The 23,607-nt window shown below is 69.6% G+C and carries 21 protein-coding genes and 1 other RNA gene; 15 read left to right on the top strand and 7 right to left on the bottom strand.

The window, feature by feature from the left end; genetic code table 11:
- The first annotated feature begins 204 nt into the window (after positions 1 to 204).
- From V5F48_RS16565 to V5F48_RS16555, 3 genes are read left to right on the top strand one after another with little or no spacing between them, the layout of a single operon-like run.
- Entirely contained in the window at positions 205 to 1,005 is an 801-nt protein-coding gene (locus V5F48_RS16565) for a (Fe-S)-binding protein (protein WP_394259589.1), read from the top strand.
- Entirely contained in the window at positions 1,002 to 2,462 is a 1,461-nt protein-coding gene (locus V5F48_RS16560) for a lactate utilization protein B (protein WP_394259588.1), read from the top strand. The genes V5F48_RS16565 and V5F48_RS16560 overlap by 4 nt, the downstream gene beginning before the upstream one ends.
- The gene (locus tag V5F48_RS16555) at positions 2,459 to 3,139 is read left to right on the top strand and encodes a LutC/YkgG family protein (protein WP_394259587.1); all 681 of its coding nucleotides are present in this window, start codon (positions 2,459 to 2,461) and stop codon (positions 3,137 to 3,139) included. The genes V5F48_RS16560 and V5F48_RS16555 overlap by 4 nt, the downstream gene beginning before the upstream one ends.
- A gap of 31 nt (positions 3,140 to 3,170) precedes the next feature.
- Here V5F48_RS16555 and V5F48_RS16550 read toward each other — a convergent pair whose 3' ends face one another.
- The gene (locus tag V5F48_RS16550; RefSeq protein ID WP_394259586.1) at positions 3,171 to 3,479 is read right to left on the bottom strand and encodes a hypothetical protein; all 309 of its coding nucleotides are present in this window, start codon (positions 3,477 to 3,479) and stop codon (positions 3,171 to 3,173) included.
- 255 nt (positions 3,480 to 3,734) lie between these two features.
- On the opposite strand from V5F48_RS16550, the gene V5F48_RS16545 reads away from it, so the two are divergent.
- Positions 3,735 to 4,418 (top strand): thioesterase domain-containing protein, encoded by a 684-nt coding sequence (locus V5F48_RS16545; RefSeq protein WP_394111298.1) that lies wholly within the window; start codon positions 3,735 to 3,737, stop codon positions 4,416 to 4,418.
- Between the two features lie 164 nt (positions 4,419 to 4,582).
- Here the strand turns inward: V5F48_RS16545 and V5F48_RS16540 are convergent, their stop codons facing one another.
- The 4 genes from V5F48_RS16540 to ligA all read right to left on the bottom strand — a co-directional run bounded on the left by V5F48_RS16540 (position 4,583) and on the right by ligA (position 8,392).
- A complete protein-coding gene (locus tag V5F48_RS16540; protein ID WP_282640802.1) occupies positions 4,583 to 4,888 on the bottom strand; it encodes an AzlD family protein in 306 nt (101 codons plus the stop codon).
- Positions 4,878 to 5,588, bottom strand: a complete 711-nt coding sequence (locus V5F48_RS16535; protein ID WP_394259585.1) for an AzlC family ABC transporter permease — start codon at positions 5,586 to 5,588, stop codon at positions 4,878 to 4,880. Before V5F48_RS16535 ends, V5F48_RS16540 begins: the two co-directional genes overlap by 11 nt.
- 201 nt (positions 5,589 to 5,789) lie before the next feature.
- Positions 5,790 to 6,181: RNase P RNA component class A (gene rnpB, locus V5F48_RS16530), an RNA gene on the bottom strand.
- A 48-nt stretch (positions 6,182 to 6,229) separates the two neighbouring features.
- The gene (ligA, locus tag V5F48_RS16525) at positions 6,230 to 8,392 is read right to left on the bottom strand and encodes an NAD-dependent DNA ligase LigA (protein ID WP_394259584.1); all 2,163 of its coding nucleotides are present in this window, start codon (positions 8,390 to 8,392) and stop codon (positions 6,230 to 6,232) included.
- Between the two features lie 200 nt (positions 8,393 to 8,592).
- Between ligA and V5F48_RS16520 the strand changes: the two genes are divergently transcribed.
- Complete coding sequence (locus tag V5F48_RS16520) at positions 8,593 to 10,641, top strand: c-type cytochrome (RefSeq protein ID WP_394259583.1); 2,049 nt, start codon at positions 8,593 to 8,595, stop codon at positions 10,639 to 10,641.
- Between the two features lie 219 nt (positions 10,642 to 10,860).
- Here the strand turns inward: V5F48_RS16520 and V5F48_RS16515 are convergent, their stop codons facing one another.
- Together V5F48_RS16515 and V5F48_RS16510 are read right to left on the bottom strand one after the other, a co-directional pair.
- On the bottom strand, positions 10,861 to 11,169 hold the full coding sequence (locus V5F48_RS16515; protein ID WP_394111293.1) for a hypothetical protein: 309 nt from the start codon (positions 11,167 to 11,169) through the stop codon (positions 10,861 to 10,863).
- Positions 11,170 to 11,346: 177 nt separating this feature from the next.
- The gene (locus tag V5F48_RS16510; RefSeq protein WP_394259582.1) at positions 11,347 to 11,976 is read right to left on the bottom strand and encodes an arylesterase; all 630 of its coding nucleotides are present in this window, start codon (positions 11,974 to 11,976) and stop codon (positions 11,347 to 11,349) included.
- A gap of 103 nt (positions 11,977 to 12,079) precedes the next feature.
- On the opposite strand from V5F48_RS16510, the gene V5F48_RS16505 reads away from it, so the two are divergent.
- The 10 genes from V5F48_RS16505 to V5F48_RS16460 all read left to right on the top strand — a co-directional run bounded on the left by V5F48_RS16505 (position 12,080) and on the right by V5F48_RS16460 (position 23,602).
- Positions 12,080 to 12,805 (top strand): ABC transporter ATP-binding protein, encoded by a 726-nt coding sequence (locus V5F48_RS16505; RefSeq protein ID WP_394259581.1) that lies wholly within the window; start codon positions 12,080 to 12,082, stop codon positions 12,803 to 12,805.
- Positions 12,805 to 15,360 carry an ABC transporter permease gene (locus tag V5F48_RS16500; protein ID WP_394259580.1) on the top strand — a complete coding sequence of 852 codons (2,556 nt, stop codon included), beginning with the start codon at positions 12,805 to 12,807 and terminating at the stop codon, positions 15,358 to 15,360. Before V5F48_RS16505 ends, V5F48_RS16500 begins: the two co-directional genes overlap by 1 nt.
- A 148-nt stretch (positions 15,361 to 15,508) precedes the next feature.
- Positions 15,509 to 16,864, top strand: coding sequence for a DUF3422 family protein (locus tag V5F48_RS16495; protein WP_394259579.1), 1,356 nt, complete (start codon positions 15,509 to 15,511; stop codon positions 16,862 to 16,864).
- A 203-nt stretch (positions 16,865 to 17,067) separates the two neighbouring features.
- Positions 17,068 to 17,709, top strand: coding sequence for an MBL fold metallo-hydrolase (locus V5F48_RS16490; RefSeq protein ID WP_394259578.1), 642 nt, complete (start codon positions 17,068 to 17,070; stop codon positions 17,707 to 17,709).
- Positions 17,710 to 17,761: 52 nt separating this feature from the next.
- Entirely contained in the window at positions 17,762 to 18,466 is a 705-nt protein-coding gene (locus tag V5F48_RS16485; protein WP_394259577.1) for a DUF1045 domain-containing protein, read from the top strand.
- Positions 18,463 to 19,077, top strand: a complete 615-nt coding sequence (locus V5F48_RS16480; protein WP_394259576.1) for an LbetaH domain-containing protein — start codon at positions 18,463 to 18,465, stop codon at positions 19,075 to 19,077. The genes V5F48_RS16485 and V5F48_RS16480 overlap by 4 nt, the downstream gene beginning before the upstream one ends.
- 192 nt (positions 19,078 to 19,269) lie before the next feature.
- Entirely contained in the window at positions 19,270 to 19,983 is a 714-nt protein-coding gene (locus V5F48_RS16475) for an alginate O-acetyltransferase AlgF (protein WP_394259575.1), read from the top strand.
- A 128-nt stretch (positions 19,984 to 20,111) separates the two neighbouring features.
- Complete coding sequence (locus tag V5F48_RS16470; protein ID WP_394259574.1) at positions 20,112 to 21,497, top strand: MBOAT family O-acyltransferase; 1,386 nt, start codon at positions 20,112 to 20,114, stop codon at positions 21,495 to 21,497.
- A gap of 6 nt (positions 21,498 to 21,503) precedes the next feature.
- On the top strand, positions 21,504 to 22,586 hold the full coding sequence (locus tag V5F48_RS16465) for an alginate O-acetyltransferase AlgX-related protein (protein ID WP_394259573.1): 1,083 nt from the start codon (positions 21,504 to 21,506) through the stop codon (positions 22,584 to 22,586).
- Positions 22,583 to 23,602: an alginate O-acetyltransferase AlgX-related protein gene (locus V5F48_RS16460; protein ID WP_394259572.1), complete on the top strand. Its 1,020-nt coding sequence runs from the start codon at positions 22,583 to 22,585 to the stop codon at positions 23,600 to 23,602. The genes V5F48_RS16465 and V5F48_RS16460 overlap by 4 nt, the downstream gene beginning before the upstream one ends.
- Positions 23,603 to 23,607 lie beyond the last annotated feature (5 nt).

The following is a 23,607-nucleotide window of genomic DNA, read 5'->3' as shown; positions in this document are numbered from 1 at the left end:
TGGGGGCAGGCCGGTGCCAAGAAATACCGATGGTACCGATGAAAACCGCCTGTTGCCCCCTCCCCACCCCTCCCCCGCAAGCGGGAGAGGGAGTTGCCCGGCGCGCGCCTTTCCGCGCTGCCGGCCTGGGTGCTATATGAATCGTTCTAAACTGCGTGTCCGCCCAACCGCGCCGCGCGCACACCCCACAACGTCCGGGATGCCATGCCCTTCTCCTCGCCACGCCCTGCGGATCTGTCGCCGCCGCGGGTCGGCCTGTTCTGCACCTGCCTCGTGGACATGATCCGCCCCTCGGTGGGGTTCGCGGCGGCAAAGCTGCTGGAGGATGCGGGCTGCGAGGTGGACGTGCCGCCGCAGACCTGCTGCGGCCAGCCCGCCTTCAATTCCGGCGACCGGGCCACCGCCCGCGCACTGGCCGAGCAGGTGATCGCGGCGTTCGAGAATTTCGATTATGTGGTCGCCCCGTCCGGCTCCTGCGCCGGCATGATCAAGGCCCATTATCCCGAGCTGTTCTCTGGCGAGCCGGACTGGACCTCGCGGGTGGACCGATTCTGCGCCAAGGTCCACGAGCTGGTGTCGTTCCTGGTGGACGTGCGCGGCGTGACGCGGGTGGATGCCGCCTATGACGGCACCGTCACCTATCACGACAGCTGCTCCGGCCTGCGCGAGCTGGGGGTGAAGGCGCAGCCGCGCGCGCTGCTCGCCTCGGTGGAGGGGCTGACCCTGTCCGAGATGGCGGATGCCGATACCTGCTGCGGCTTCGGTGGCACCTTCTGCGCGAAGTATCCCGATGTTTCCAATGCCATCGTGGAGAAGAAGGCGGCCAATATCGTCGCCTCGGGGGCGGACACGCTTCTGGCGGGGGATCTCGGCTGCCTCATGAACATGGCCGGCAAGCTCCAGCGCCAGGGTCGCCCCGTGGTGGCGCGCCATGTGGCCGAGGTGCTCGCCGGCATGGGCAACGCCCCCGCCCTCGGCGAGCCCGCTCCGGAGACGAAGCCATGAGCGTCGAGATCACCTCGCCCCGCTTCAAGGACAATGCGAAGCGCGCCCTCGCCGACCTGCCGCTGCAGGCGGCGCTGTCCAAGGTCGGTCCCGGCTTCATCGGCAAGCGGGCGGCGGCGGCGGACAAGCTGCCCGAGTTCGACGCCCTGCGCGACAGCGCGCGGGACATCAAGGACCACACGCTCGCCCACCTCGACCTCTATCTGGAGGGCTTCGAGGAGAAGGTGACGGCGGCCGGCGGCCACGTCCATTTCGCCGTGGACGCGGCCGAGGCGCGGGACATCGTCACGAAGATCTGCCGCGACCTTGGCGCGCGGACCGTGACCAAGGGCAAGAGCATGATCTCGGAAGAGATCGGCCTCAACGACCACCTCTCCGCCGCCGGCATCGAGCCGGTGGAGACGGATCTCGGCGAATATCTCATCCAGATCCGCGGCGAGGCGCCGTCTCATATCATCGCCCCCGCCATCCACCTGAACAAGGACCAGGTGGAAGCGGACTTCCGCCGCGTCCACGCCCATCTTTCGCCCGAGCGCGACCTGTCCGAGCCCACCGCGCTGCTGGCCGAGGCGCGGGGCGAGCTGCGCCAGAAGTTCCTGGTGGCGGACGTGGGCATCACCGGCGCCAACTTCCTGGTGGCGGAAACCGGCACCTCCATCATCGTCACCAACGAGGGCAACGGCGACCTCACCCAGACCCTGCCCAAGGCGCACATCGTGCTGGCCTCGCTGGAAAAGCTGGTGCCGACCCTGGAGGACGTGAGCCAGCTTTTGCGCGTGCTCGCCCGCTCGGCCACCGGGCAGGAGATGAGCGTCTACACCACCTTCTCCACCGGCCCCCGCCGCCCCGGCGACCCGGACGGGCCGGGGGAGTATCACGTGGTGATCCTCGACAACGGCCGTTCCGGCATGCTCGGCGGCCCGCTGAAGGAAATGCTGCGCTGCATCCGCTGCGGCGCCTGCATGAACCATTGCCCGGTCTATCACGCGGTGGGCGGGCATGCGTATGGCTGGGTCTATTCCGGTCCCATGGGTTCGGTGCTGACGCCGGCGCTCATCGGCATCGAGAAGGGCGCCAACCTGCCTAACGCCTCCACCTTCTGCGGCCGGTGCGAGGAGGTGTGCCCGGTGCGCATCCCCCTGCCCAAGCTCATGCGGCATTGGCGGGAAAAGGAATTCGAGCGGCACCTCACCCCCGCGCCCCAGCGCTATGGGCTCAAGGTGTGGGGCTTCTTCGCCCGGCGCGGCTGGCTGTACCGGCCGGCGACGGGCCTCGCCATGACGCTGCTGTCCGTTCTCGGCCGGAAGAAGGGGCGCTTCGCCGCCCTGCCGCTCGCCGGCGGCTGGACCGGCCACCGCGATTTCCCGGCGCCGGAGGGCGGCACCTTCCAGGCCCAGTGGCGCGCTCGGCGGGCCGCGCGCAACAGCAGGCCCGCCAACAGGGACGCACGCCCATGACCTCTTCCCGCGACACCGTCTTCGCCTCGGTCCGGCGGGCGCTGGGCGTCACCTCGCAGGAGGCGCCGCGCCGGCAGGAGGTGGACGGGCGGCTTGCCGGCCATCCGCGCGGCCTCGTGCCCGCCCGGGCCCAGCTGCCGGCGGCGGCGCGGCTCGCCTTGTTCAAGGACATGGTGGTGGCCGCCGCGGCGAGCATCGATCATCTTCCAAGCGCGGATGACGTGCCCGGCGCGGTCGCTGCCTACCTGCGCGGACGCAACCTGCCGCCCACCATCCTGCGCGGCGGCGATGCCCGGCTGGCGACCTTGCCGTGGTGGCGTGAGCCCTACCTTGATGTGTGGATCGGTGCCTCCGACGGGCGCCAACTGGCCGGCCTGTCCCATGCGTTCGCAGGCGTGGCGGAATCCGGCACGCTGGTGATGCTCTCGGGCCCGGATAATCCCAGCACCCTGAACCTGCTGCCCGACCACCATCTGGTGGTGGTGGATGCGGCCGATGTGGCTGGCGACTACGAGAGCGTGTGGACGCGCCTGCGCGAGCGGTTCGGGCCGGGGGTGATGCCGCGCACGGTGAACTGGATTACCGGGCCGTCGCGCTCCGCCGACATCGAACAGACGCTGCTCCTGGGCGCCCACGGTCCGCGCAGCCTGCATGTGCTGCTGGTGGGCGACGCCTGATATCAACGATTGGAAACGTGCGGGGGCGGGCTCAGCCCGTCAGCCCGCGCACCCACATGCCCACGGCGACGCCGATGGGAACGCAGACCAGAACGGCCGTTGCGATGGTGAAGTGCCCGCCGAAGACGAGGCCCATTACCGCGCCGGAGATGGCCGACAAGGCGGCCACGATCAGCACGCTGCCGGGCGGGCGCGAATCGGGCGCCTCCGGTCCCGGCCGCCGCGCCTGATGCGCGCGCTTGAACTCCGTGTCCGACCTCAGATTCGCGAGGACCTGCAGGTCTGGAGGAAAGCCGCGGCCGTCACGCTGGACGATTGAGTCCGTCAGATGTGCGTTCACGCTCGTGCCCTCACCAAAAGGCATTCTTAGTCGAAGCTTAACTTTATACAACCTATGTGCGCATTCGGTAGTGTTAGAATACCTGAACTACAAATTTACCTCAGGTCAGCCGCCGCCGCGGCCTGATGCAGGCGCGCCACGGGGTGGTGAAAAATGCAGCCCTCTCCCAAGGTTGTGCGCCGGGTAACCGATCCGCAGTTGCCCAGCCCGTATTTTGGCGGCAGAACTCGGTTCCTATCAAGGACGGTGCTCACCATGAAGTCTGGCTTGCGCTTCGCCAAGGCGCTGCTCGCAGCGCTCATCGTAATCTGTGCCGCCCAGCCTGCGCTGGCCCAGCAGAACCGTGGTCACGTCTATTTGCTGCGCGGCCTCGCCAATGTCTTTTCGCTGGGCATGGACGATCTGGCCGCCAAGATGAATGGGCGCGGGATCATCGCCACGGTGCACGAATACGGCCAGTGGCCGCAACTCGCCGATGCGGCCGCCGCCGAGAGCCGGGCCACGGGCAATTCGCCCATCGTCATCATCGGCCACTCGCTGGGTGCCGATGCCGCTATCGAGATGGCCGAGCGCCTGACTGCCCTCGGCGTGCCGCCCAAGCTGGTGGTGACCTTCGATCCGGTGGGCGTCACCCAGGTGGGCCGGTCGCTGGGCTATTTCGTGAATTATTACCAGTCCACCAATGGCTACGGTAAGCGCCTCACCGCCGGTCCCGGCTTCCGCGGCAACATCGTGAACCGCAATCTCGACGCCGTCGGCTCCATCGATCATTTCAACATCGAAAAGGCGCCGCGGCTGCACGAGGAAGTCATCAGCCAGGTGCGGTCCATCACCAACAAGCCGAAGCCGAAACCCAAGCCTGCGGCGCCGGTGGCACCTGCCGCCGAGCCGTCCGTGCCCGGAACCCAGGCCGCCGCCAAGCCCGGCGCACCGGGCTGAGCGCGCCGGTCCGCCTGTTTGGAGGACGCGGCTTCAAAGGACGCCTTCAAGGGTCGTATCGGGCAAGGGTCGTATCGGGAACAGCCAAACGCCGGCCGGCACCTCGCCGCGCCGGCGTTGTTCTTGAGAGACCGGGTTACACGCCCCGGGTTACACGCCCCGGATTACACGCCCAGGGCGCGCAGGCCGGCTGCCGTTGCCATGGCGGCGACCACGGCCAGAAGATCGCTGCGTGTGAGCTTCGCGGCGAGGAAGGCGGCGCCAAGGCCCGCCAGCATGGCGGCATCGCCATGGACCGCGCCGGGCGCCAGCAGTGCCACCAGCACCGCCCCCGGCAGGCAGTCTAGCACCCGCCGCACCCGCGGCGTCACCGGGATGAGGCGCATCAGGAAGAAGCCCGCCGACCGGTTGAAGGCGGTGGCGAGCGCCATCACGCAGATGGCGGCGAGGGTCTGCGGATCAACGGTCATCGTCGGTGAATCCACCCGCGAGCGCGCCGGCCAAGGCGCCGATGACAATGAACCACCAGCCCGCCAGCACGAATGAAACCGCGATCGAGACCGCCGCCGCCACACCCCAGCCCACCGCCTCGCGCCGACCCTTCCAGTTGGGCAGCAGCATGGCGACGAAGAAGGCCGGCACCACCAGATCGATGCCCACCGCCTTGGGATCGGGAATGCCGCCGCCGATGGCGTGCCCGGCGGCGGTGGACACCACCCACAGGGTCCAGGTGACGAGCCCCGCTCCGACAAAATAGCCGGCGTCGTTGCCGCCTTCCTGATGGTAGCGCATGGCGGCGGCCCAGTTGTTGTCCGCCATCAGCAGCAGGGAGGGATAGATCTTCCAGGCCGGCATGGACCACAGCCAGGGCCGCATGGCCGCGCCCATGAGCACGTGGCGCATGTTGACGGCCATGGTGAGCAGGCCGAGGGCGATGAGGGTGGCCGGGGTCCAGTACTCGCGCCAGCCTTCGAGCGCCACCATCTGGGCAAGGCCGGCAAAGACGAGGCCGCTGGAAAGGACGGACTCCAGCATGGAGAAGCCCTTCTGCACCGAGGCGGCGCCGAACGCCATGCCGAAGGCGGCGAGCCCCGGCATCAGCGGAATGGTCTCGCGCGCGCCGTGCAGCATGCCGTGCAGGGTGAGGGGAACGGGGGGCGGCTTGGTCATGGGCAGCGGGGCAGGGCAGGGGGCGGTCAGGGGGGCGGGAGCATCAACACCGGAACGGCGGGATTGAATCGTTATGGCCGCACCCCGGCGGCAGGCCAACCCGTTTTCCCCCGGGAGCCCAGCCGCTTGCCATGCGTAAGATGCATGGCTGTTGCACGATCCGGGCATGAGCCATTGCGTGCGTTCGGTGGGAATGGAGCAAGCACCAGCCGGCCTGTAAGCCGGGTTCTGTACGGCGGGCTTGCGCCCGCGTGGCGACCATTCCTCTGGGACGCCGGTTGCCCGGCGCCTCTAGCAGTCAACCCGGACGGCGCCCCGCAGACAGGGGTGGTTTCCCGTGCCGTCCCTATTCGACTTTGCTCCCGGTGGGGTTTGCCGTGCCGCTTCCGTTGCCGGTCGCGCGGTGGGCTCTTACCCCACCGTTTCACCCTGGCCCGCGCGGACCCGAAGGCCCTTCGCGGGTGGTTTGTTTTCTGTGGCACTTTCCCTAGGGTTACCCCCGCCGGACGTTATCCGGCACCGCGTCTGAGTGGAGCCCGGACTTTCCTCGATGCGGACGCAAGGTCCCACACCGCGGCCGCCCGGCCGGCTGGTGGGCGAGCAATGGGCGCTGGGAGCGGACGCGTCAAGGGGCGGGGTCCTTACCCCACCAGCTCGAACCATTCGTCCTCGGTGATCACCTGAACCCCCAGCGCCTGCGCCTTCTCCAGCTTGGAGCCGGCGCCGGGGCCGGCCACCACCAGGTCGGTCTTGGCCGAGACCGAGCCCGCCACCTTGGCGCCGAGGCGCTCCGCCATGGCTTTCGCCTCGTCGCGGGTCATCTTCTCCAGCGATCCGGTGAACACCACGGTCTTGCCGGAGACCGGGCTGGCCGCCGCCACCTGTTCCATGGGCTCGGGCGTCACCTCCTTCAGCAGGGCGGCCACCACCTCGCGGTTGCGGGGCTCGCCGAAGAATTCGATGACAGCCTCCGCCACCACGTCGCCGATGCCGTCGATGCCCAGCATGTCCTGCCAGGCGTCGTTGCCCTTGGGGTGGTCCTCGCCGGGGATAACCGCCGCCAGAGCGCCGGCCTCCAGGGCCTCCACGGTGCCGTAGTGGCGCATGAGCCGCTTGGCGTTGGTCTCGCCCACATGGCGGATGCCGAGGGCGAAGACGAAGCGGTCCACCGCCACCGTGCGCCGGTCCGCGATGGCGGCGAACAGATTGGTGGCGGAGGTCTTGCCCCAGCCCTCGCGGTTTTCCAGCCGCTGCAGCGAACGGGCGTTGCGCGCCTCCAGCGTGAAGATGTCGGCGGGGGAGGCGATCAGCCCCCACTCGTAGAAGGCGCGCACCTGCTTCTCGCCCAGCCCCTCGATGTCGAAGGCGTTGCGCGACACAAAGTGGCGCAGCCGCTCCACCATCTGTGCCGGGCAGATGAGGCCGCCGGTGCAGCGGCGCACCGCATCCATCTTGCCGCTTTTGGTGTCCACCTCGCGCACGGCGTGGGAGCCGCAGGCGGGGCACACATGGGGAAATTCATAAGGCGTCGATCCGGCGGGCCGCTTGTCCGCGATCACCCGCACCACCTGGGGGATCACGTCGCCGGCGCGCTGCACCACCACCGTGTCGCCGATGCGCACGTCCTTGCGGGCGATCTCGTCCTCGTTGTGGAGCGTGGCGGAGGAGACCACCACGCCGCCCACCGTCACCGGCGTGAGTTTCGCCACCGGGGTGAGGGCGCCGGTGCGGCCCACCTGGATCTCGATCTCCTCCAGCACGGTGGTGGCCTGCTCGGCCGGGAACTTGTGGGCGATGGCCCAGCGCGGCGAGCGCGAGACGAAGCCGAGGCGGCGCTGCAGCTCCAGGCTGTTCACCTTGTAGACGACGCCGTCGATGTCGTAGCCGAGCAGCGCGCGCTGCGCCTCGATGGAGCGATAGTGGGCAATCAGCCCGGCCGCGTCCCTGGCCACCACCATGAGCGGGTTGGTGGTGAAGCCCCAGCGGGCGAATGCCTCCACCACGCCGTATTGGGTCTCGGCGGGCAGGGAGGAGGCCTCGCCCCAGGCATAGGCGAAGAATTTCAGCGGCCGCGACGCGGTGATGGACGGGTCGAGCTGGCGCAGGGAGCCGGCAGCCGCGTTGCGCGGATTGGCGAACACCTTGTCCTCCGCCGCAGCCTGCCGCGCGTTGAGCGCCTCGAAATCGGCGCCCGCCATATAGACCTCGCCGCGCACGTCGATGGTGTCCGGCACGTCCGCGCCCGAGAGGCGTTCGGGAATGTCGGCGATGGTGCGCACGTTCGGCGTCACGTCCTCGCCATGGCTGCCGTCGCCCCGGGTGGCGGCCACGGTGAGGCGCCCATTCTGGTAGTGCAGGGAGCAGGAGAGCCCGTCGATCTTGGGCTCGCAGGTGAAGGCCACCTCGTCCTCGGGTCCGAGGTTGAGGAAGCGCTTCACCCGCGCCACGAATTCCTCCACCTCCGCGTCCGAGAAGCAGTTGGAGAGCGACAGCATGGGCACCTTGTGGGTGACCTTGCCGAATTTTTCCGACGGCGCCGCGCCCACCTTCTCCGACAGGCTGTCCTCGCCCCTGAGGCCGGGAAAACGCTCCTCGATGGCCTCATAGCGGCGCCGCAGGGCGTCGTAGTCCGCGTCCGAGACGACCGGGGCGTCCTCGCGATAATAGGCGGCGTCGTGGCTTGAGATTTCATCCGCCAGGGCCTTGTGCTCGCGCGCGGCCTCGGCCGGGGAGAGGTCGTCGACCGGGATGGCGCGGAAGGGGGCGGCGGTCGATGCGGGCGCGGTCGATGTGGGCGCGGTCATGGTGTCCCCAACGGGCGCGATCCATCGGATCGGTCGCGCTCCCCTCTCTGGTGCCCCTTTTTGACAAAGTGCATCGCGGTGGGCAACTCGCCGGCCACCTCGCCGGTGGATGCACGCGGGAAAGACCGGGCTGTATCAATGTCGCTATCTTGTAAGATGTCCAAGCTAGAGCATCAGAACAAGATTCGACGGGGGGCAGAATGGTCAGGGCTTCAGGATTTTCCCGCAGGATCGCCGCGCTGGCGGCCGCCACGTTCCTGTGCGCCGGGGCGCCGGCCATGGCGCAGCTGGCCACCTACCCGGTGGCCGATGCGGCCAGCGACGCCGACCTCGTGGCGCGCGGCGAATATCTCGCCAAGGCGGCGGACTGCATGCCCTGCCACACCGGCGACAAGGCCAAGCCCTTCGCCGGTGGCCTGGGGCTGAATACCCCGTTCGGCGTGATCTATTCGCCCAACATCACGTCGGATCGCTCCACCGGCATCGGCCTGTGGACCTATGAGCAGTTCGTGAATGCGGTGCGCAACGGCATCCGCAAGGACGGCGCCTATCTTTATCCGGCCATGCCGTTCGATGCCTATACGGAAATCAGCGACGACGACATGAAGGCCCTGTGGGCCTATGTGCGGCGCATTCCGCCCATTCCCAACACCCCGCCGGCCAACGGGCTCGCATTCCCCTTCAATGTTCGCCTCGGCATGCTGGCGTGGCGCGAGCTGTTCTTCGACGACAGCCGCTTCACCCCCACCGCCGGCAAGAGCGAGGCGTGGAACCGCGGCGCCTATCTGGTGAATGCGCTCGGCCATTGCGGCGATTGCCACACCCCGCGCAACATCATGGGCGCCACCAAGGGCAAGGCGCATTTCCTCGGCGCCGACGTGGACGGCTTCTGGGCGCCGGACATCGCCACCGATGCGCTGAAGAAGAGTAGCTGGACCGCCGACACCCTTTCCACCTTCCTCAAGACCGGCTCGGCGCCGGCCAAGACCTCCGTGTTCGGCCCCATGGCCGAGGTGGTGCACGAGTCCCTCGGCTTCCTCACCGATGCCGATCGCGCCGCCATCGTCACCTATCTGTTCGATTCGCCCCGCCCTGCGGACGTGCCGGCCCCGCAGGCGGCCTCGCCGCTGTCGGCCGTCGTCTACGCCCGCGCCTCGGCGCTGTACGTGGACAATTGCGCCGTCTGCCACATGGACAAGGGCGCCGGCCGCGGCGACACGGTGCCGGCGCTGGCCGGCAATCCGGCGGTGGTGGCGGCCGAGCCCTACAATATCATCATGGCCGTGCTCGGCGGCCTGCCCACGGGCGGCACCTATGGCGCCATGCCCTCCTTCGCCGGCCGGCTGGACGACCAGCAGGTCGCCGACCTCGCCAATTATGTGCGCACCTCCTGGGGCAATTCCGCCGCGCCGAACGTGACCGCTTCCATGGTCGCCTCCTGGCGCGCCACCGCCCATGTGCCGGACTATGGCACGCAGGCGGCGGACGCCTTCACCTGTCCGGACGTGGGCGGCGCCCCCGGCTCGGACGGGCCGGACCCGAAGGCGGTGGCGGCGCTTTCCGCCATGATGGCGGGCGGCCAGCGGTCCATTCCCATGATGGTGGATGCCTACAAGGCCGCCTCCGGCAGCTCCGGCAGCGGCACGGTGGTGGACGCGCTCACCGCCGCCTATTGCCCGGTGGTGGCCAAGGGCGCCGCGCCGACCTGGCAGAAATATGCGGAACTGCGCCGCTTCACCTTGCAGGCGGCGCTGGAAGTGTCGCGGCGGACCGTCAGCGGACCGGTGGACAGCCAGACCATCGCCTGGGCGCTGCCGGTGGGTCCCGGCCTCGTGCTGAAGGAGCCGAAGAGCCTGGTGGGCAAGCTCGCCTGCCCGGCGGATGACGGCAAGGCGGTGCCGGCGGACCTGTCCGCCGCCGCCACGAAGGCGCTCGGCACGCCCAAGCCGCCCATGGCGGGGGATGCCATCTCCACCCTGGCCACCACCCTCTACCAGCAGAACCCGAAGGCGCACCCCGCCGACGTGGCCAATGCGCTGATCGTGGCTTATTGCCGGGTGGTGGCGGCCCAGCCCAACGCCTCGGTGGCGGACCAGAACGAGCTGCTGAACGGCTTCGCCGGCCAGGCGGTGCAGGCCCTGCAGCTGTTGCCGCCGCGCAAGATCGTGGTGGAGGTTCCGGCCAAGGCGGCGGCTGCTCCTGCGGTTCCTGCGGCCCCAGCGTCTGCCGCGCCCGCCCAGAAGAAGTAGGACCGCGCGCCGCGGCTTTGGTTCAAGGCCCCGGTGCCGAGGTTCTTGGCGCAAGGTCCTCGCCGCAAGGCCTGGGGCGCAAGGTTTTGGGGCGCAAGGTTCCGTTAACGATGTTTCACATGAAACGGCCGTCCCGGAGGCTCCGGGACGGCCGTTTGCGTTTCGTTTTTTCGGTTCAATGGGGCGCCGCGCGAACCGCCCGCGCGGGCCGATCACCCATCAGTCGTGCTTGATGTCCTGGAGGCCGTCGTGGACCTGGAACACCACGTTGCCCTCGCGCCACGCGAAAGGCGCGGCGGCGTTCTGCACCTGGATTTCGCTCTGGGGGATCAGCTTGTCGCAGAGCATCACCAGGATGGCCTCGATGGGCGCGCTGGTGTCGTTCTCTTCGGTCATGCGGTCGATGGAGATTTCCGCCCCCTCCACGCCGTCTTCCTCAATATGCACGATGAAAATTTCTTCGTGCCCATGAACGCCGTGGGCCGTGACGCGGAATGTCTCGCCCTGATACTCGAATTCCCGAACCATTGTCATTCTCACTGTTGTTTCAAGCAAATGGAACGCAAACGCTACGAATGGGCAGGGCGATCCCCCCCGGAAAGCGGCGGAATTTAGAGGAATGATTATGGATTGGTCAAGCGGAGATGGTGGGCGGCAAAAATGCTAAAAAATTAGTCAGTCAGGTTGGCCTATCGCGCGATAGGCCTATCGGCCCTTATCCTGAACCTGCCCCACCAGTTCCTCGGCCTTGGGCAGGATGCCGGCAACGATGCGCCTGACCCCTTCCGCATTGGGGTGAAGCCCGTCCGGCTGGACCAGGGTGCGCTCGCCCGCCACGCCGTCGAGGAAGAAGGGATAGAGCAGCACCCCTTCCGCCGCCGCCAGCTCGGGGAAGATGGCGTCAAATGTCTCCTGATAGGGCCTGCCCAGATTGGGTGCAGCCCGCATGCCGGCCAGCAGCACGGTGATGCCGCGCGTCTTCAGGCGCCGGACGATCTCGCTCAGCGCGGTGCGCGTGGCGGCGGGGTTGAGGCCGCGCAGCATGTCGTTGGCGCCCAGCTCCACGATCACCGCGTCAGTGCCCTCGCCGATGGACCAGTCGAGACGGGCCAGGCCCTGGGAGGCGGTCTCGCCGGAGACGCCGGCATTCTCCACGCTCACGTCGAGGCCCTTTGCCTTCAGCGCCGCTTCCAGCCGGGCGGGGAAGGCGGCGCTGGCGGGCAGGCCGTAGCCTGCGGTGAGGCTGTCGCCGAACGCGACGATGCGCACGGTGCGCGCCTGCGCCGGCATCGCGGAAACCCCTGACGCGAACGTGAACAGGGCGAGCGCGGCCATCAGCCCCGCCAGTGCCTTAAATGCCGTCTCCCATAGGGGAGCGCGCCGGTGTCCGGCGGCGATCGTCGCAAATCCCTTTTTTCGAGCCACGGCATTTTCAAGCATGGATGATGTGTCCTCTCCGCGTTCCACCATTGCGCTGTCGCATGTGGATCTCTCCCTGGGAACCGGGGCGGCCCGTGTCCATGTCCTGAAGGACATCTCTGTCGAGATCGGGGCGGGGCAGGCCGTGGGCCTCGTGGGTCCCTCGGGCTCCGGCAAATCCACCCTGCTTATGGTGATGGCCGGCCTTGAGCGCGCGGACAAGGGCCGCGTCACCGTGGCCGGCACCGATATCACCCACCTCGGCGAGGATGCGCTGGCGCGGTTCCGCGGCCGGCACATCGGCATCGTGTTCCAGTCCTTCCACCTCATCCCCACCATGACGGCGCTGGAAAACGTCGCCGTGCCGCTGGAACTCATGGGCCGCGCCGACGCGTTCGCCCGCGCCGCACAGGAGCTGGAGGCGGTGGGGCTTTCCGCCCGCGCCGGGCATTATCCGGGGCAGCTCTCCGGCGGCGAGCAGCAGCGCGTGGCGCTCGCTCGCGCTCTGGCCCCCGAGCCGCCGATCCTGGTCGCCGACGAACCTACCGGAAATCTCGACGAGGCCACCGGCCGGCAGATCATGGACCTTATCTTTTCCGTCCACCGGGCGCGCGGCACGACGCTGGTGCTCGTCACCCACGACACCGCTTTGGCGCGGCGCTGCCAACGGGTGCTCTCCCTGCATTCCGGCGTGGTGAAGGACGATAGCGCGATCACGTCCCGCGCCGGCGCGGAGGCGCTGTGATGGCGGCGTTGGTCGCCGCCGCGCCCCGGCTGCCCCGGTCCCTGCGCTTCGCCCTGCGGGAATTGCGCGGGGCGCGGCGGGGCTTCGGCGTGTTCCTCGGCTGCCTGGTGCTGGGCGTCATGGCCATTGCCGGCATCGGCTCCTTTGCCGGGGCGCTCACCCAGGGGCTGGAGCGGGAGGGCCGCGCCATCCTCGGCGGCGACGCCGCCTTCACCCTGGTGCAGCGGGAGGCGAGCGCCGACGAGCGGGCCGCGCTCGAACACGGCGGCAGGCTCGGCACCACCGCTTTGCTGCGGGTGATGGCCCGCACCGCCGCCGGCGACGCCGCGCTGGCCGAGGTGAAGGCGGTGGACGGCCTTTATCCCCTCGTGGGGCAGGTGGCGCTCAGCCCGCCCGCCCCGCTCGCCGACGTGCTCGGCGAAAGGGGCGGCCTCTATGGCGCGGCGGCCGATCCGGTGCTGCTGGGCCGGCTTGGCCTGAAGGTGGGCGACCGCCTGTTGCTGGGCGACGCCATGGTGGAGGTCCGCGCCGTGCTGGACAGCGAGCCGGACCGGCTGTCATCCGGCGTCGGCCTCGGCGCGCGCCTTCTGGTCTCGCAGGCGGTGCTGCCGCAGACCCGGCTGATCCAGCCCGGAAGCCTGGTGCGCTGGAGCTATCGCGTGGCGCTGGCCGATCCCGCGCCGGCCGCACTCAGCGCCTTCATGGACGGGACGCGGGAGCGCTTCGGCGCGGCCGGCTTCGAGATGCGCACCCGCGACGGCGCCACCCCGCAGCTTGCCCGCAACGTGCGGCGCATCAGCCAGTTCCTGGCGCTGGTGGCGCTCACCGCGCTCATGGTGGGCGGGGTGGGGGTCGCCAATGCGGTGTCGAGCCATCTGTCGGCCAAGCGGGAGGTGATCGCCACCCTGAAGGCGGTGGGGGCGACGCGGCGCGACATCTTCCTTACCTATGCCGCCGAGATCGGCCTGATCGCGGCGCTGGGCATCGGCATCGGGCTGATGCTGGGGGCCGCCTTGCCGTTCGTGGCGAGCGCGGCCATCGGCGCGCTGGTGCCGTTTCCGCTGGAGCCGCGCATCGATCCGGCGGCGCTGGCGCTGGCTGCGCTCTATGGCGTGCTGGTGTCGGTCCTGTTCTCTTTGCTGCCGCTGGCGCGGGCGCAGCAGGCGCGGGTCTCCGCCTTGTTCCGCGACGGCATCGGCGAGCCGGCGGTGAAGGTCGGCCTTGGTACGTTTCTCGCGGTGGCGGGGGTGGGCGCGGCGCTGGTGGCGCTGGCACTGGCGACTTCGGAGGATCGGCGGGCAGCGGCGGTCTTCCTCGGTGCGGCGGCGCTGGTGTTCCTGCTGCTGCGGGGCGTGGCCGCCGGCCTGATGGCGCTGGCGCGCCGGGCGCCGCGGCCGCGCGACGCCATGGTGCGCCTTGCGCTTGCCAACGTGCACCGGCCGGGGGCGCTCACCGCCTCGGTGGTGCTGTCCCTGGGTCTCGGCCTGTCGCTCATGGTGGGCATCGCTTTGGTGGATGCGAGCCTGAGTCGGGAACTGGCCGGCCCGATGCGGCAGGCGGCGCCGAGCTTCTTCTTCGTGGATGTGCCCAGCGGCGAGGAGGCGGACTTCCGCGCCTTCCTGGCGGCGAGCGCCCCCGGCACCGAGGTGAAGGCGGTGCCCATGCTGCGCGGGCGCATCACCAGGGTGAAGGATACGCCCGCCGAGGAGGTGAAGCCGCGCGCCGACGCCGCCTGGGTGCTGCAGAGCGATCGCGGCATCTCCAGCGCCGCCGAGGTGCCGGAGGGCTCGCGGGTGGTGGCGGGCCAATGGTGGACCGGTGACGAGACCGAGCCCCTCGTCTCCTTCGACGCCGAGCTGGCCAAGGGCCTCGGCCTCGCGCTGGGCGATCATGTGACCGTGAATGTGCTCGGCCGCCCCATCACCGCCCGCATCGCCAATTTGCGCGAGGTGAAGTGGGAGCGGCTCGGCATCAATTTCGTCATGGTGTTCTCGCCGGCCACCTTCGCCGGGGCGCCGCACACGGTGCTGGCCACCCTCACCTTTCCCGATGGCGGGGACACGGCGCGGGAGGTGGCGTTGCTGAAGGCGGTGGCGGGGCGCTTTCCGGCCATCACCACGGTGCGGGTGAAGGAGACGCTGGAGGAGGCCCAGCGCATGCTGGACAACCTGTCGCTGGGCATCCGCGCGGCGAGCCTCGTCACCCTCATCACCTCGGTGCTGGTGCTGGCCGGCGCGCTGGCGGCGGGCCGCGAGGGCCGCATCTATGACGCGGTGATCCTGAAGACGCTGGGGGCGACGCGGGGCCGGCTCATGTTCGCCTATGGTCTCGAATATGCCGGGCTCGGGCTTGCCACCGCGCTGGTGGCCGTGGCGGCGGGAAGCCTTGCCGCCTATGGGGTGGTGACGCAGGTGATGGATATCGGCTTCAGCTTCTCCCTGCCGGCTGCCGCCGGGGCGGTCATCGGCGCGCTGGTGGTCACCGTGGGGGTCGGGCTGGCCGGGACCCTGCGGGCGCTTTCGGTCCCCCCGGCGCGGGTGCTGCGGCATCTGTGAAACCCGTCGGCCGCGGGCGAACCGGGGCCGCAGGTCTCAGCCGTCGCAAGCGTTGCCCCCCTTGGTGCGACGCTTGCGACGGACCATGCGCCTTGATCGCGCGCCGCCGCCGTGCCAGCACGGACAAAACACATCAGGGAGCGGCGCGATGGGCAATGGGCGCACGGGAGGCGAGGCGGACCTCGTCATCGGCGAAGGGCGGGCGCTTCACGCTCATCCCCTGCGCGCGCAGGTCTTGCGCGAGCTGCATGCGCGTCCGTTCGCCCCGGCGCAGGCGCCCCGGCGCATGCTGCATGCCGCCTTCCTGCTGGATCCGACCACGGCCCAGGCCGATCGCGCGGCGCTGGCGGCCTTGTGCCATGCGCGCGGGCTTCCCGCGCCGGCCTCGGGCGCCAAGTATCACCACGTCTCGTTCGGCGGCGCCGAGCTGAGGTGGGAGAGCCACGCCGAATTCTGCACCTACACCTGGGACCTTCCCTCCAGCGGCATCCAGCCCGGCGGCCTGCCGTTCCAGCCGCCGGCGGCGACCCTCGCCAGCCCCTTCGGCGAGGTGCCGCAGCCCGGCCCGCTGCTGGTGGCGGTGGACCTCCACCTCGTGCCCGACACTGCCGAGGATTTCTTCCTCGACCAGGTGTTCGACCGATCGAGCCTGGCCCGTGCCGACGTGAACGACGGCTTCGCCGAGATCGCCACCGATTTCATGGCCGACCCTTCGGGCTTCGTGCGCATCCTGGTGCGCAACCGGGGCCTCGGGGCGGACGCGGCCGGCGCGCTGGTGCAGCGGCTGCTGGAGATCGAGACCTACCGCACCCTTGCCCTGCTCGGCCTGCCGGAGGCGCAGCGCCTGTCGCCGGAGGTGGCGCGCATCGAGGCGCGTCTCGCCACGGCGGCAACCGCCATGACCTCCGCCAAGGGCCTGGTGGACAACAATAACCTCCTGAACCAGCTGGTGGCGCTGGCGGCCGAGCTGGAGGCGGGGGCGGCCGGCGCCTTGTTCCGGTTCGGTGCGAGTCGCGCCTATATGGAGATCGTGCGGCTGCGCCTTGCCACCATCCGCGAGGTGTCGGTGACGGGCTTTCCCACCTGGCAGCAATTCCTCGATCGCCGGATGCAGCCGGCCATGCGCACCTGCTTTGCGGTGGAGGAGCGGCAGGACAAGATCGCCGGCAAGCTCTCCAATGCCGCCGATCTGCTGCGCACCCGCGTGGACGTGGAGCTGGAGCAGCAGAACCGCGACCTGCTCACCTCCATGAACGAGCGCACCCGCCTGCAGCTGCGGATGCAGCGCACGGTGGAAGGCCTCTCGGTGGCGGCCATCTCCTATTATGTGGTCAGCCTGTTCCACCACCTGGCCGAGGGCATCCACGAAAGCGGGATCGACGTGCGAACCTTCGGCGTCCATCTGGACGTGGGCCTCGCGACGGCGCTGGCGGTGCCTGTGGCGGTGCTCGGCGTGTGGTCGGTGGTGCGGCGAATCCGCCGGTCCCATGGCGGCAGCGACTGAGGGCCGGCGGCCTTGCCGACCGGGCGCCGTGCAGGCTTGGCCATGGACGCATGAACCGCATTGATCCGGTCCTGCGGGATCTTTCGCCCACCGCGGACCTTCGGTCACCTTGCGTCCGTGCGCATCCTGCCGGACCCTTTCTCACCTCACCGGGGACGGGCCGTGCCCGCGCCGGCGCCAAACGTGCTCACGCGGAGCCCTCCATGCAGCCGATCCAGATCGCCGTCGTCCCCGTCACGCCGTTCGAGCAGAACTGTTCGCTGGTGTGGTGCACCGCGACCATGAAGGGCGTGGTGATCGATCCCGGCGGCGATCTTGACAAGATTCGCTCGGCCATCGCCGAGACCGGGATCACGGTGGAGAAGATCCTTTTGACCCACGGCCATGTGGACCACGCCGCCGGCGCCGCCGAGCTGGCCGAGATCCTCGGCGTGAAGGTGGAGGGGCCGGGCGCGGCCGACCAGTTCATCATGGACGACATCCCCGCCGCGGCCGCCAGATACGGCATCCCCAACGCCCGCGCGGTGACGCCCGACCGCTATCTCAGCGAGGGCGAAACGGTGAGCGTGGGCGATCTCACCCTCGATATCCTGCACGTGCCGGGGCACACGCCGGGCCATCTGGTCTTCGTGCACAAGCCGGTCGGCATCGCCATCGTGGGCGACACCCTGTTCCGGGGCTCGGTGGGCCGTACCGACTTTCCCTATGGCGATCCGGACCTGCTGATCGCGGGCATCGTCGGCAAGCTGCTGCCTCTGGGCGACACCGTGGTCTGCCTGCCCGGTCATGGCCCTGTCACCAGCATCGGCGACGAAAAGGCCCACAACCCGTTTCTGCCGCGCTGATTTTTTGCCCCGCTGATCTTCGGCCCGTGACGCGCAAGGAGGCGCTGCCACCGTGACCGCCCCGCGTTATGCCCTTTATCTCGCCCCGCCCGCCGAGAGCGCCCTGTGGCGCTTCGGCTCGTGCGTGCTCGGCTATGATGCGCAGACCGGCGCCGAGCCGGCCTTTCCGGACCTCCCCGGCTTCGATGCCGAGGCCTGGCATGCGGCCACCGCCGAGCCGCGGCGCTACGGCTTCCACGGCACCCTGAAGGCGCCCTTCCGCCTCGCGGAGGGGAAGACGGAACCGGACCTCGTCGCGGCCGCGACCGCCTGCGCCGCCGGCCACCATCCGTTCGAGATGCCACCTTTGGAGGTGCGCGCCATCGGCCCCTTCGTGGCCCTGGTGCCGGCGGTGCCGGCACCCAAGCTCGAGGACCTCGCCTCCTCCTGTGTCCTGGAGCTTGAGGGGATGAGGGCACAGCTTTCGTCGGCCGACATGGCGCGGCGCAAGCCGGATCGCCTGTCGGCGCGGCAGGTGGGTTATCTCGAAACCTACGGCTATCCTTACGTACTGGACGAGTTCCGCTTCCACATGACCCTGACCGGCCCGTTGCCGGAGGGGGAGCGCGGCCACGCCATGAACGCGCTGGCCGACGCCTACCATGCCAGCGGGGCGGAGGTGCCGGTAACGCTCGCAGATATCGCCCTCTATGTGCAGGAGACGCCGATGGCGCGCTTTCGCCTGATGCAGCGCCTGCCATTCGGGGGTGGCCGGTGAAGGTGCTGGGGGAGACCCCCCTCATCGATCCCACCGCCCAGGTGAAGGCCTCCACCCTCGGCCGCTATACCGAGGTGGGCGCCCGCACCAAGCTGCTCGAAGTGGAGATGGGCGACTATTCCTATGTGGTGAACGATGCCGACATCGCCTATGCGCGCATCGGCAAGTTCTGCTCCATCGCCGCCATGACGCGGCTCAATCCGGGCAACCATCCCACCTGGCGGGCGTCGCAGGCGCATTTCACCTATCGCGCCTCCACCTACTTTCCCGGCGAAGAGGACGAGGCGGAGTTCTTCCAGTGGCGCCGCGACCAGAAGCTGACCCTCGGCCATGACGTGTGGATCGGCCATGCCGCCGTGGTGCTCGCCGGGCGCAGCGTGGGTACCGGCGCGGTGGTGGCGGCGGGGGCGGTGGTGAGCAAGGACGTGCCGGCCTATGCCATCGTCGCCGGCGTGCCCGCGCGGGTGGTGAAGCTGCGCTTTCCGGCGGACATCGCCGCGCGCCTTGAGGCGCTGAGCTGGTGGGACTGGAGCCACGAGCAGCTTCGGGTCGCCCTGCCGGACTTCCGCACCCTCTCCATCGCGGCGTTCCTGGAAAAGTACGAAGGCTGAACGCGCCGAGCTTGCGCGCCGACCTTGGGCACCGTGCGTAACCATAGACGGTGATGGGCGGGCGGCTCGGTTGTCTCGCGGGGGCGCAGGGCCTAACTGTTTTGGCGTCTTAGCTTCAGGCGCGATCCCCGGATTTGGTCACGGGGCCGCGCCAAGGGCTCTAACCTTCTTCAGGCCGGTAGGGGTCCGCGCATGCCTGTTTCCATCCGCGCCACGACAGCCGCCGCACGCGGCATCGCTGCCGGCCTCGCCGCGCTGGCGCTTGTCCCGGTGGGCCTTGTGGCTGGCCTCGGCGCGCAGGCGCAGGAACTGACCCGGCTCTATGCGCCCAAGCCGCCGGCCGGCTCGGCCTATGTGCGCGTGATCGACCTTTCCCGCAGCGGCGCGCCCATCGCCCTTGGATCAGGTCCGGCGGTGCCGGTGGGGCAGGGCGACACGGCCACCATCTACCGCGTGGTGAAGGGCGGGGCGCGGCTTTCCGTCAGCATCGACGGCCGGCCCGTGGCGGGCGAACTGGTGCCGGCGGCCGACGCCTTCTCCACCGTGGTGGTGCCTGCGGGCGGCCCGGCGGTGGTCATCGCCGATTCCACCGAGGGCCGCAACGACCTGAAAGCCCAGCTGCGCTTCTACAATCTCGTGCCCGACTGCGACGGCGCCGTGACGGTGGCCGATGGCGGTCCCACCGTGTTCGAGGCGGTGGCGCCCAATGCCACCCGCCAACGCGCCATCAATCCCATCGCGGCGATCCTTGCGGCGACATGCGGTGCGGCGGCCTCCGGCCCGCTGACCCTGCCGTCGCTGAAGGCCGGGGACCATTACAGCCTGTTCCTGCTGCCGGGCGCCTCCGGCCCGGTGCTCACCGGCCAGCGCGACGAGACGGAGCCCTATCGCGGCGCCGGCAACTAGAGCGTCTTCCGCTCGCCCTGGCTCGCGGCAATCGCTCTAGAACTTTGTGTTAACGCGTTTTCTTCACGCGAACCGGTATCCACTTCGCTTGAAAACGCTCTGACCGGCCAGCAGGAACGCAAGCGCCCATGGTCTTCGCCTCCGACAGCTTCCTGTTCCTGTTCCTGCCGGTGTTCCTCATCGTCTACGCTCTGACGCCGGGGGCGGCGCGGAACCTTGCCATCCTCGCTTTCTCCTGGCTGTTCTATGCCTGGTGGCGGGCGGACTTCCTGCCGCTCATCGTCTCCATCGCCGTGTGGTCGTGGGCCACGGGCCTGTGGATCGCCCGCGCGGACGGCGCCGCGCGGCGGCGGGCGCTGGTGGTGGGGGTCACATGGCCGCTGGCGTCCCTCGTCTGGTTCAAATACGCCAACCTCTTCGTCCATTCGGCCGGCGCGCTGGGCGCCTCGGTGTGGGGCTGGCAGGATGTGCTTTTGCCCATCGGCCTCAGCTTCTTCGTGTTCGGCGCCATCTCCTATTCCACCGACGTGTTCCGGGGCACGGTCGCGGCCGAGCCCTCGTTCGTGAACTACGCCACCTACCAGTCCATGTTCGGCCACCTCGTGGCCGGTCCCGTGGTGCGCTACGAATGGGTGGCGCAGCGGCTGAAGGCGCGCACCTTCCACCGCGCCGAGTTCATGTTCGGCGTGGAGCGCTTCATGCTCGGCTTCGCCCAGAAGGTGCTCATCGCCGATACGCTGGCCCCCCTGGTGGATGCGGGCTACGCGCTCGCCGAGCCGACCACGGCGGACGTGGTGCTGGCGGTGGCCGGCTATACGCTCCAGCTCTATTTCGACTTTTCCGGCTACAGCGCCATGGCCATCGGCCTCGGGCTGATGGTGGGGCTGAAGTTCCCCGAGAATTTCGACAATCCGTATCTTGCCACCTCGCTCGCCGATTTCTGGCGGCGCTGGCACATCTCGCTCTCCACCTGGCTGCGCGACTATCTCTACATTCCGCTGGGCGGCAACCGGGGCGCCACCGGCCGCGTCTCCCTGAACCTGCTCATCACCATGGGCCTCGGCGGCCTGTGGCACGGGGCGAGCTGGACCTTCCTCATCTGGGGCCTGTGGCACGGCTTCGGCCTGATGGTGGGGCGGGTGTGGAAGGCCGCGCGCCTGCCCGGCACCGGGGCGTCGCTCGGGCACCTGCTCACGCTGGCCTTCGTCATGGTCGGCTGGGCGCTGTTCCGCGCTGCGAGCTGGGACGAGGCCGGGCGCATCTTCTCCGGCCTCGCGGGTGCCCACGGGCTTGCGCTTTCGCCCGCCATGGGGGCGGCGATCCGGCCGCTGGAGGGGGTGACCCTCGCCCTCGGCATCGGCCTCATCTATCTGCCGAAGCTCATGCGCATCGACCCTTCCGCGCCCAATCCGGGCCATGCGCTACGGGCGTGGACGGCGCTGCCGCTGTTCCTGTTCGCGCTGTTCGTGCTGCAGGGGCGGATTGTCGTGCCCTTCCTCTATTTCCAGTTCTGACGCGCCATGACGACCCTCGCCCGCACCCTTGCCACCCTGGCCTTCCTGGCGCTGATGCTCGCCGGGCTCGGCTTCGTCGCGGCCCGGCTCTCGGGCCTGGAGAGCCGCGAGGCGCTCGGCGCTGTCGCCGGTCCCGCGGATATCCTGGAAGGCCGCTTCAGCGCCGCGCTGGACAAGCAGGTGGTTGCCGCCCTCCCCAAGCTGACGGCGCTTGACGACATGGCCTCGGGCCTTGCCTACCGCCTTCTCGGCGATGCCGGGCCGCTGGTGCGTGCCGGGTGCCCGGGCTGGCTGTTCTATGCCGACGAGATCGTCGAGCCGCGCGAGCGGGAGGCCCCTGTTGCACAGCGCATCCGGCTCGCCGCGAAGATCCGCGATCATCTCGCCGCGCGAAACATCGCCCTCGTGGTGCTGCCGGTGCCCGACAAGGCCCAGCTGGCGGCGGACAAGCTCTGCGGCCTGCCGGTGGCGGGTCTCGCGGCCCGGCGTTCCGCCGCGTGGTGGGAGGGGAGCCGCGCGCTGGGCCTCGACCAGGTGGAGATCGCGCCCGGCTGGCCCGCTGCGGACGGTTTCATGCGCACGGACACCCACTGGAGTCCTTTGGGTGCGCGGCGGGCGGCGGCGCGCGTGGCCGAGCATGTGGCACGCAAGATCGGAACGGGGACCCAGAAGGTGACGCTGAAGGAGAGCCCGCCGCATCCGCGTGTGGGCGATCTCATGCGCCTGGCCGGGCTGGAGCGATCCTGGCCCTGGTCCGGCCCGGAGCCCGATCTCGTGCCGGACGTGTCCGCCACCATCGCCCGCAGCGGCGGCCTGCTCGACGACGTGCCCGCCCCCGCGGTGGTGCTGGCGGGCTCCTCCTTCTCGCGCAATTCCGGATTTCTGGACTATCTCCAGGCGGCCTCAGGCTACGAGGTGGCGCAGAAGAGCGCCGACGGCAGCGGCTTTGCCGGCCAGCTCCTGGAGTTTCTGATGGATGAGCCCGAAAGTCTCGCGCAGACGCGGCTCATCGTGTGGGAGTTTCCGATGCGCGCCCTCACCCGCCCGCTGACGGAGACCGAACGCCGCTTTCTGGGAGACCCGCCATGACGCGTCACGCCTTCACCCGCCGCCGGCTGCTCGCCGGAGCAGCCCTTGCCGGTGCAGCCTTTGCCTCGGCGCTTGCCGTCGCGGGCGCGGCGGCTCCGGCCATGGCCCAGACGGCGGCCGGCGGCACCCCCATCCTCATCGGCAAGGACGGCTGGCTGTTTCCCGGCTGGGAGAGCCTCACGGTGCTGGACCGGGCCGGCATCACCGCCAATGTGGGGCTGATCAGGGACGCCAGGGCGGCGCTCGCGGCGCGGGGCGTCACCCTCGTCACCCTGGTGGTGCCGCTGAAGGCCAGCTTCTACAAGGCGCGCCTGCCGGATGGCACCAGCCTGTCGGCGGAGGTGGCGGGCCAGTACGACTTCATCCTCGATGAACTGAAGAAGACCGGCATCGACACGCTGGACCTGCGCCCGGCGCTCAAATCGGTGGAGACCGGCCGGCAGACCAGCTTCTACCGGGCCGACTACCATTGGACCGCCTGGTCGGCGGAGGCGGCGGCGGACGCGGTGGCCGCGCTCATCAAGGGCAAGGTCGCCAAGCTCGCGGGCACGCCGGGCGGCGACAAGCTGGGCGAATGGGTCACCCAGCGCCATCTGGGCGACCTTGCCGAGCGCTTCCTCCCCCCCGACCAGCAGAAGCAGGTGGGGCCGGACCTCTACACCGTGCGCACCCCGCCCGCCACCAAGGCCTCCCTGCTCGACGGCGGGCCGGCGCCGGTCCACGTGGTGGGCAACAGCTTCGTGCAGCCCTATCTCGGCTTCCCGCAGAAGCTCTCCAACGTGCTCGACCGGCCGGTGTCCCTCACCTGGAACCCCGGCAATGTGGGGCCGTGGGTCACCTTCCTCCAGTCCGTGGGCGCGCCGGACTTCGCCAAGGCGCCGCCGCAGGTGATGGTGTGGCAGTTCAACGAGGGGCCGTTCCACAGCGGCCCGCAGGCCGCCGACCAGTGGGATGCGCCCTCCCTCATGAGCGCCGAGACCTGGCGGGAGCGGATGCGCGCGGCAATCGGGAAGTAAACGGC

The organism is Xanthobacter autotrophicus ATCC 700552 (assembly GCF_043194565.1).
In the GTDB taxonomy this organism is placed as follows: Bacteria; Pseudomonadota; Alphaproteobacteria; order Rhizobiales; family Xanthobacteraceae; genus Xanthobacter; species Xanthobacter autotrophicus_F.
The sequence above is the reverse complement of the archived record's forward strand: the minus strand, read 5'-3'. Positions and strand labels throughout refer to the sequence as shown.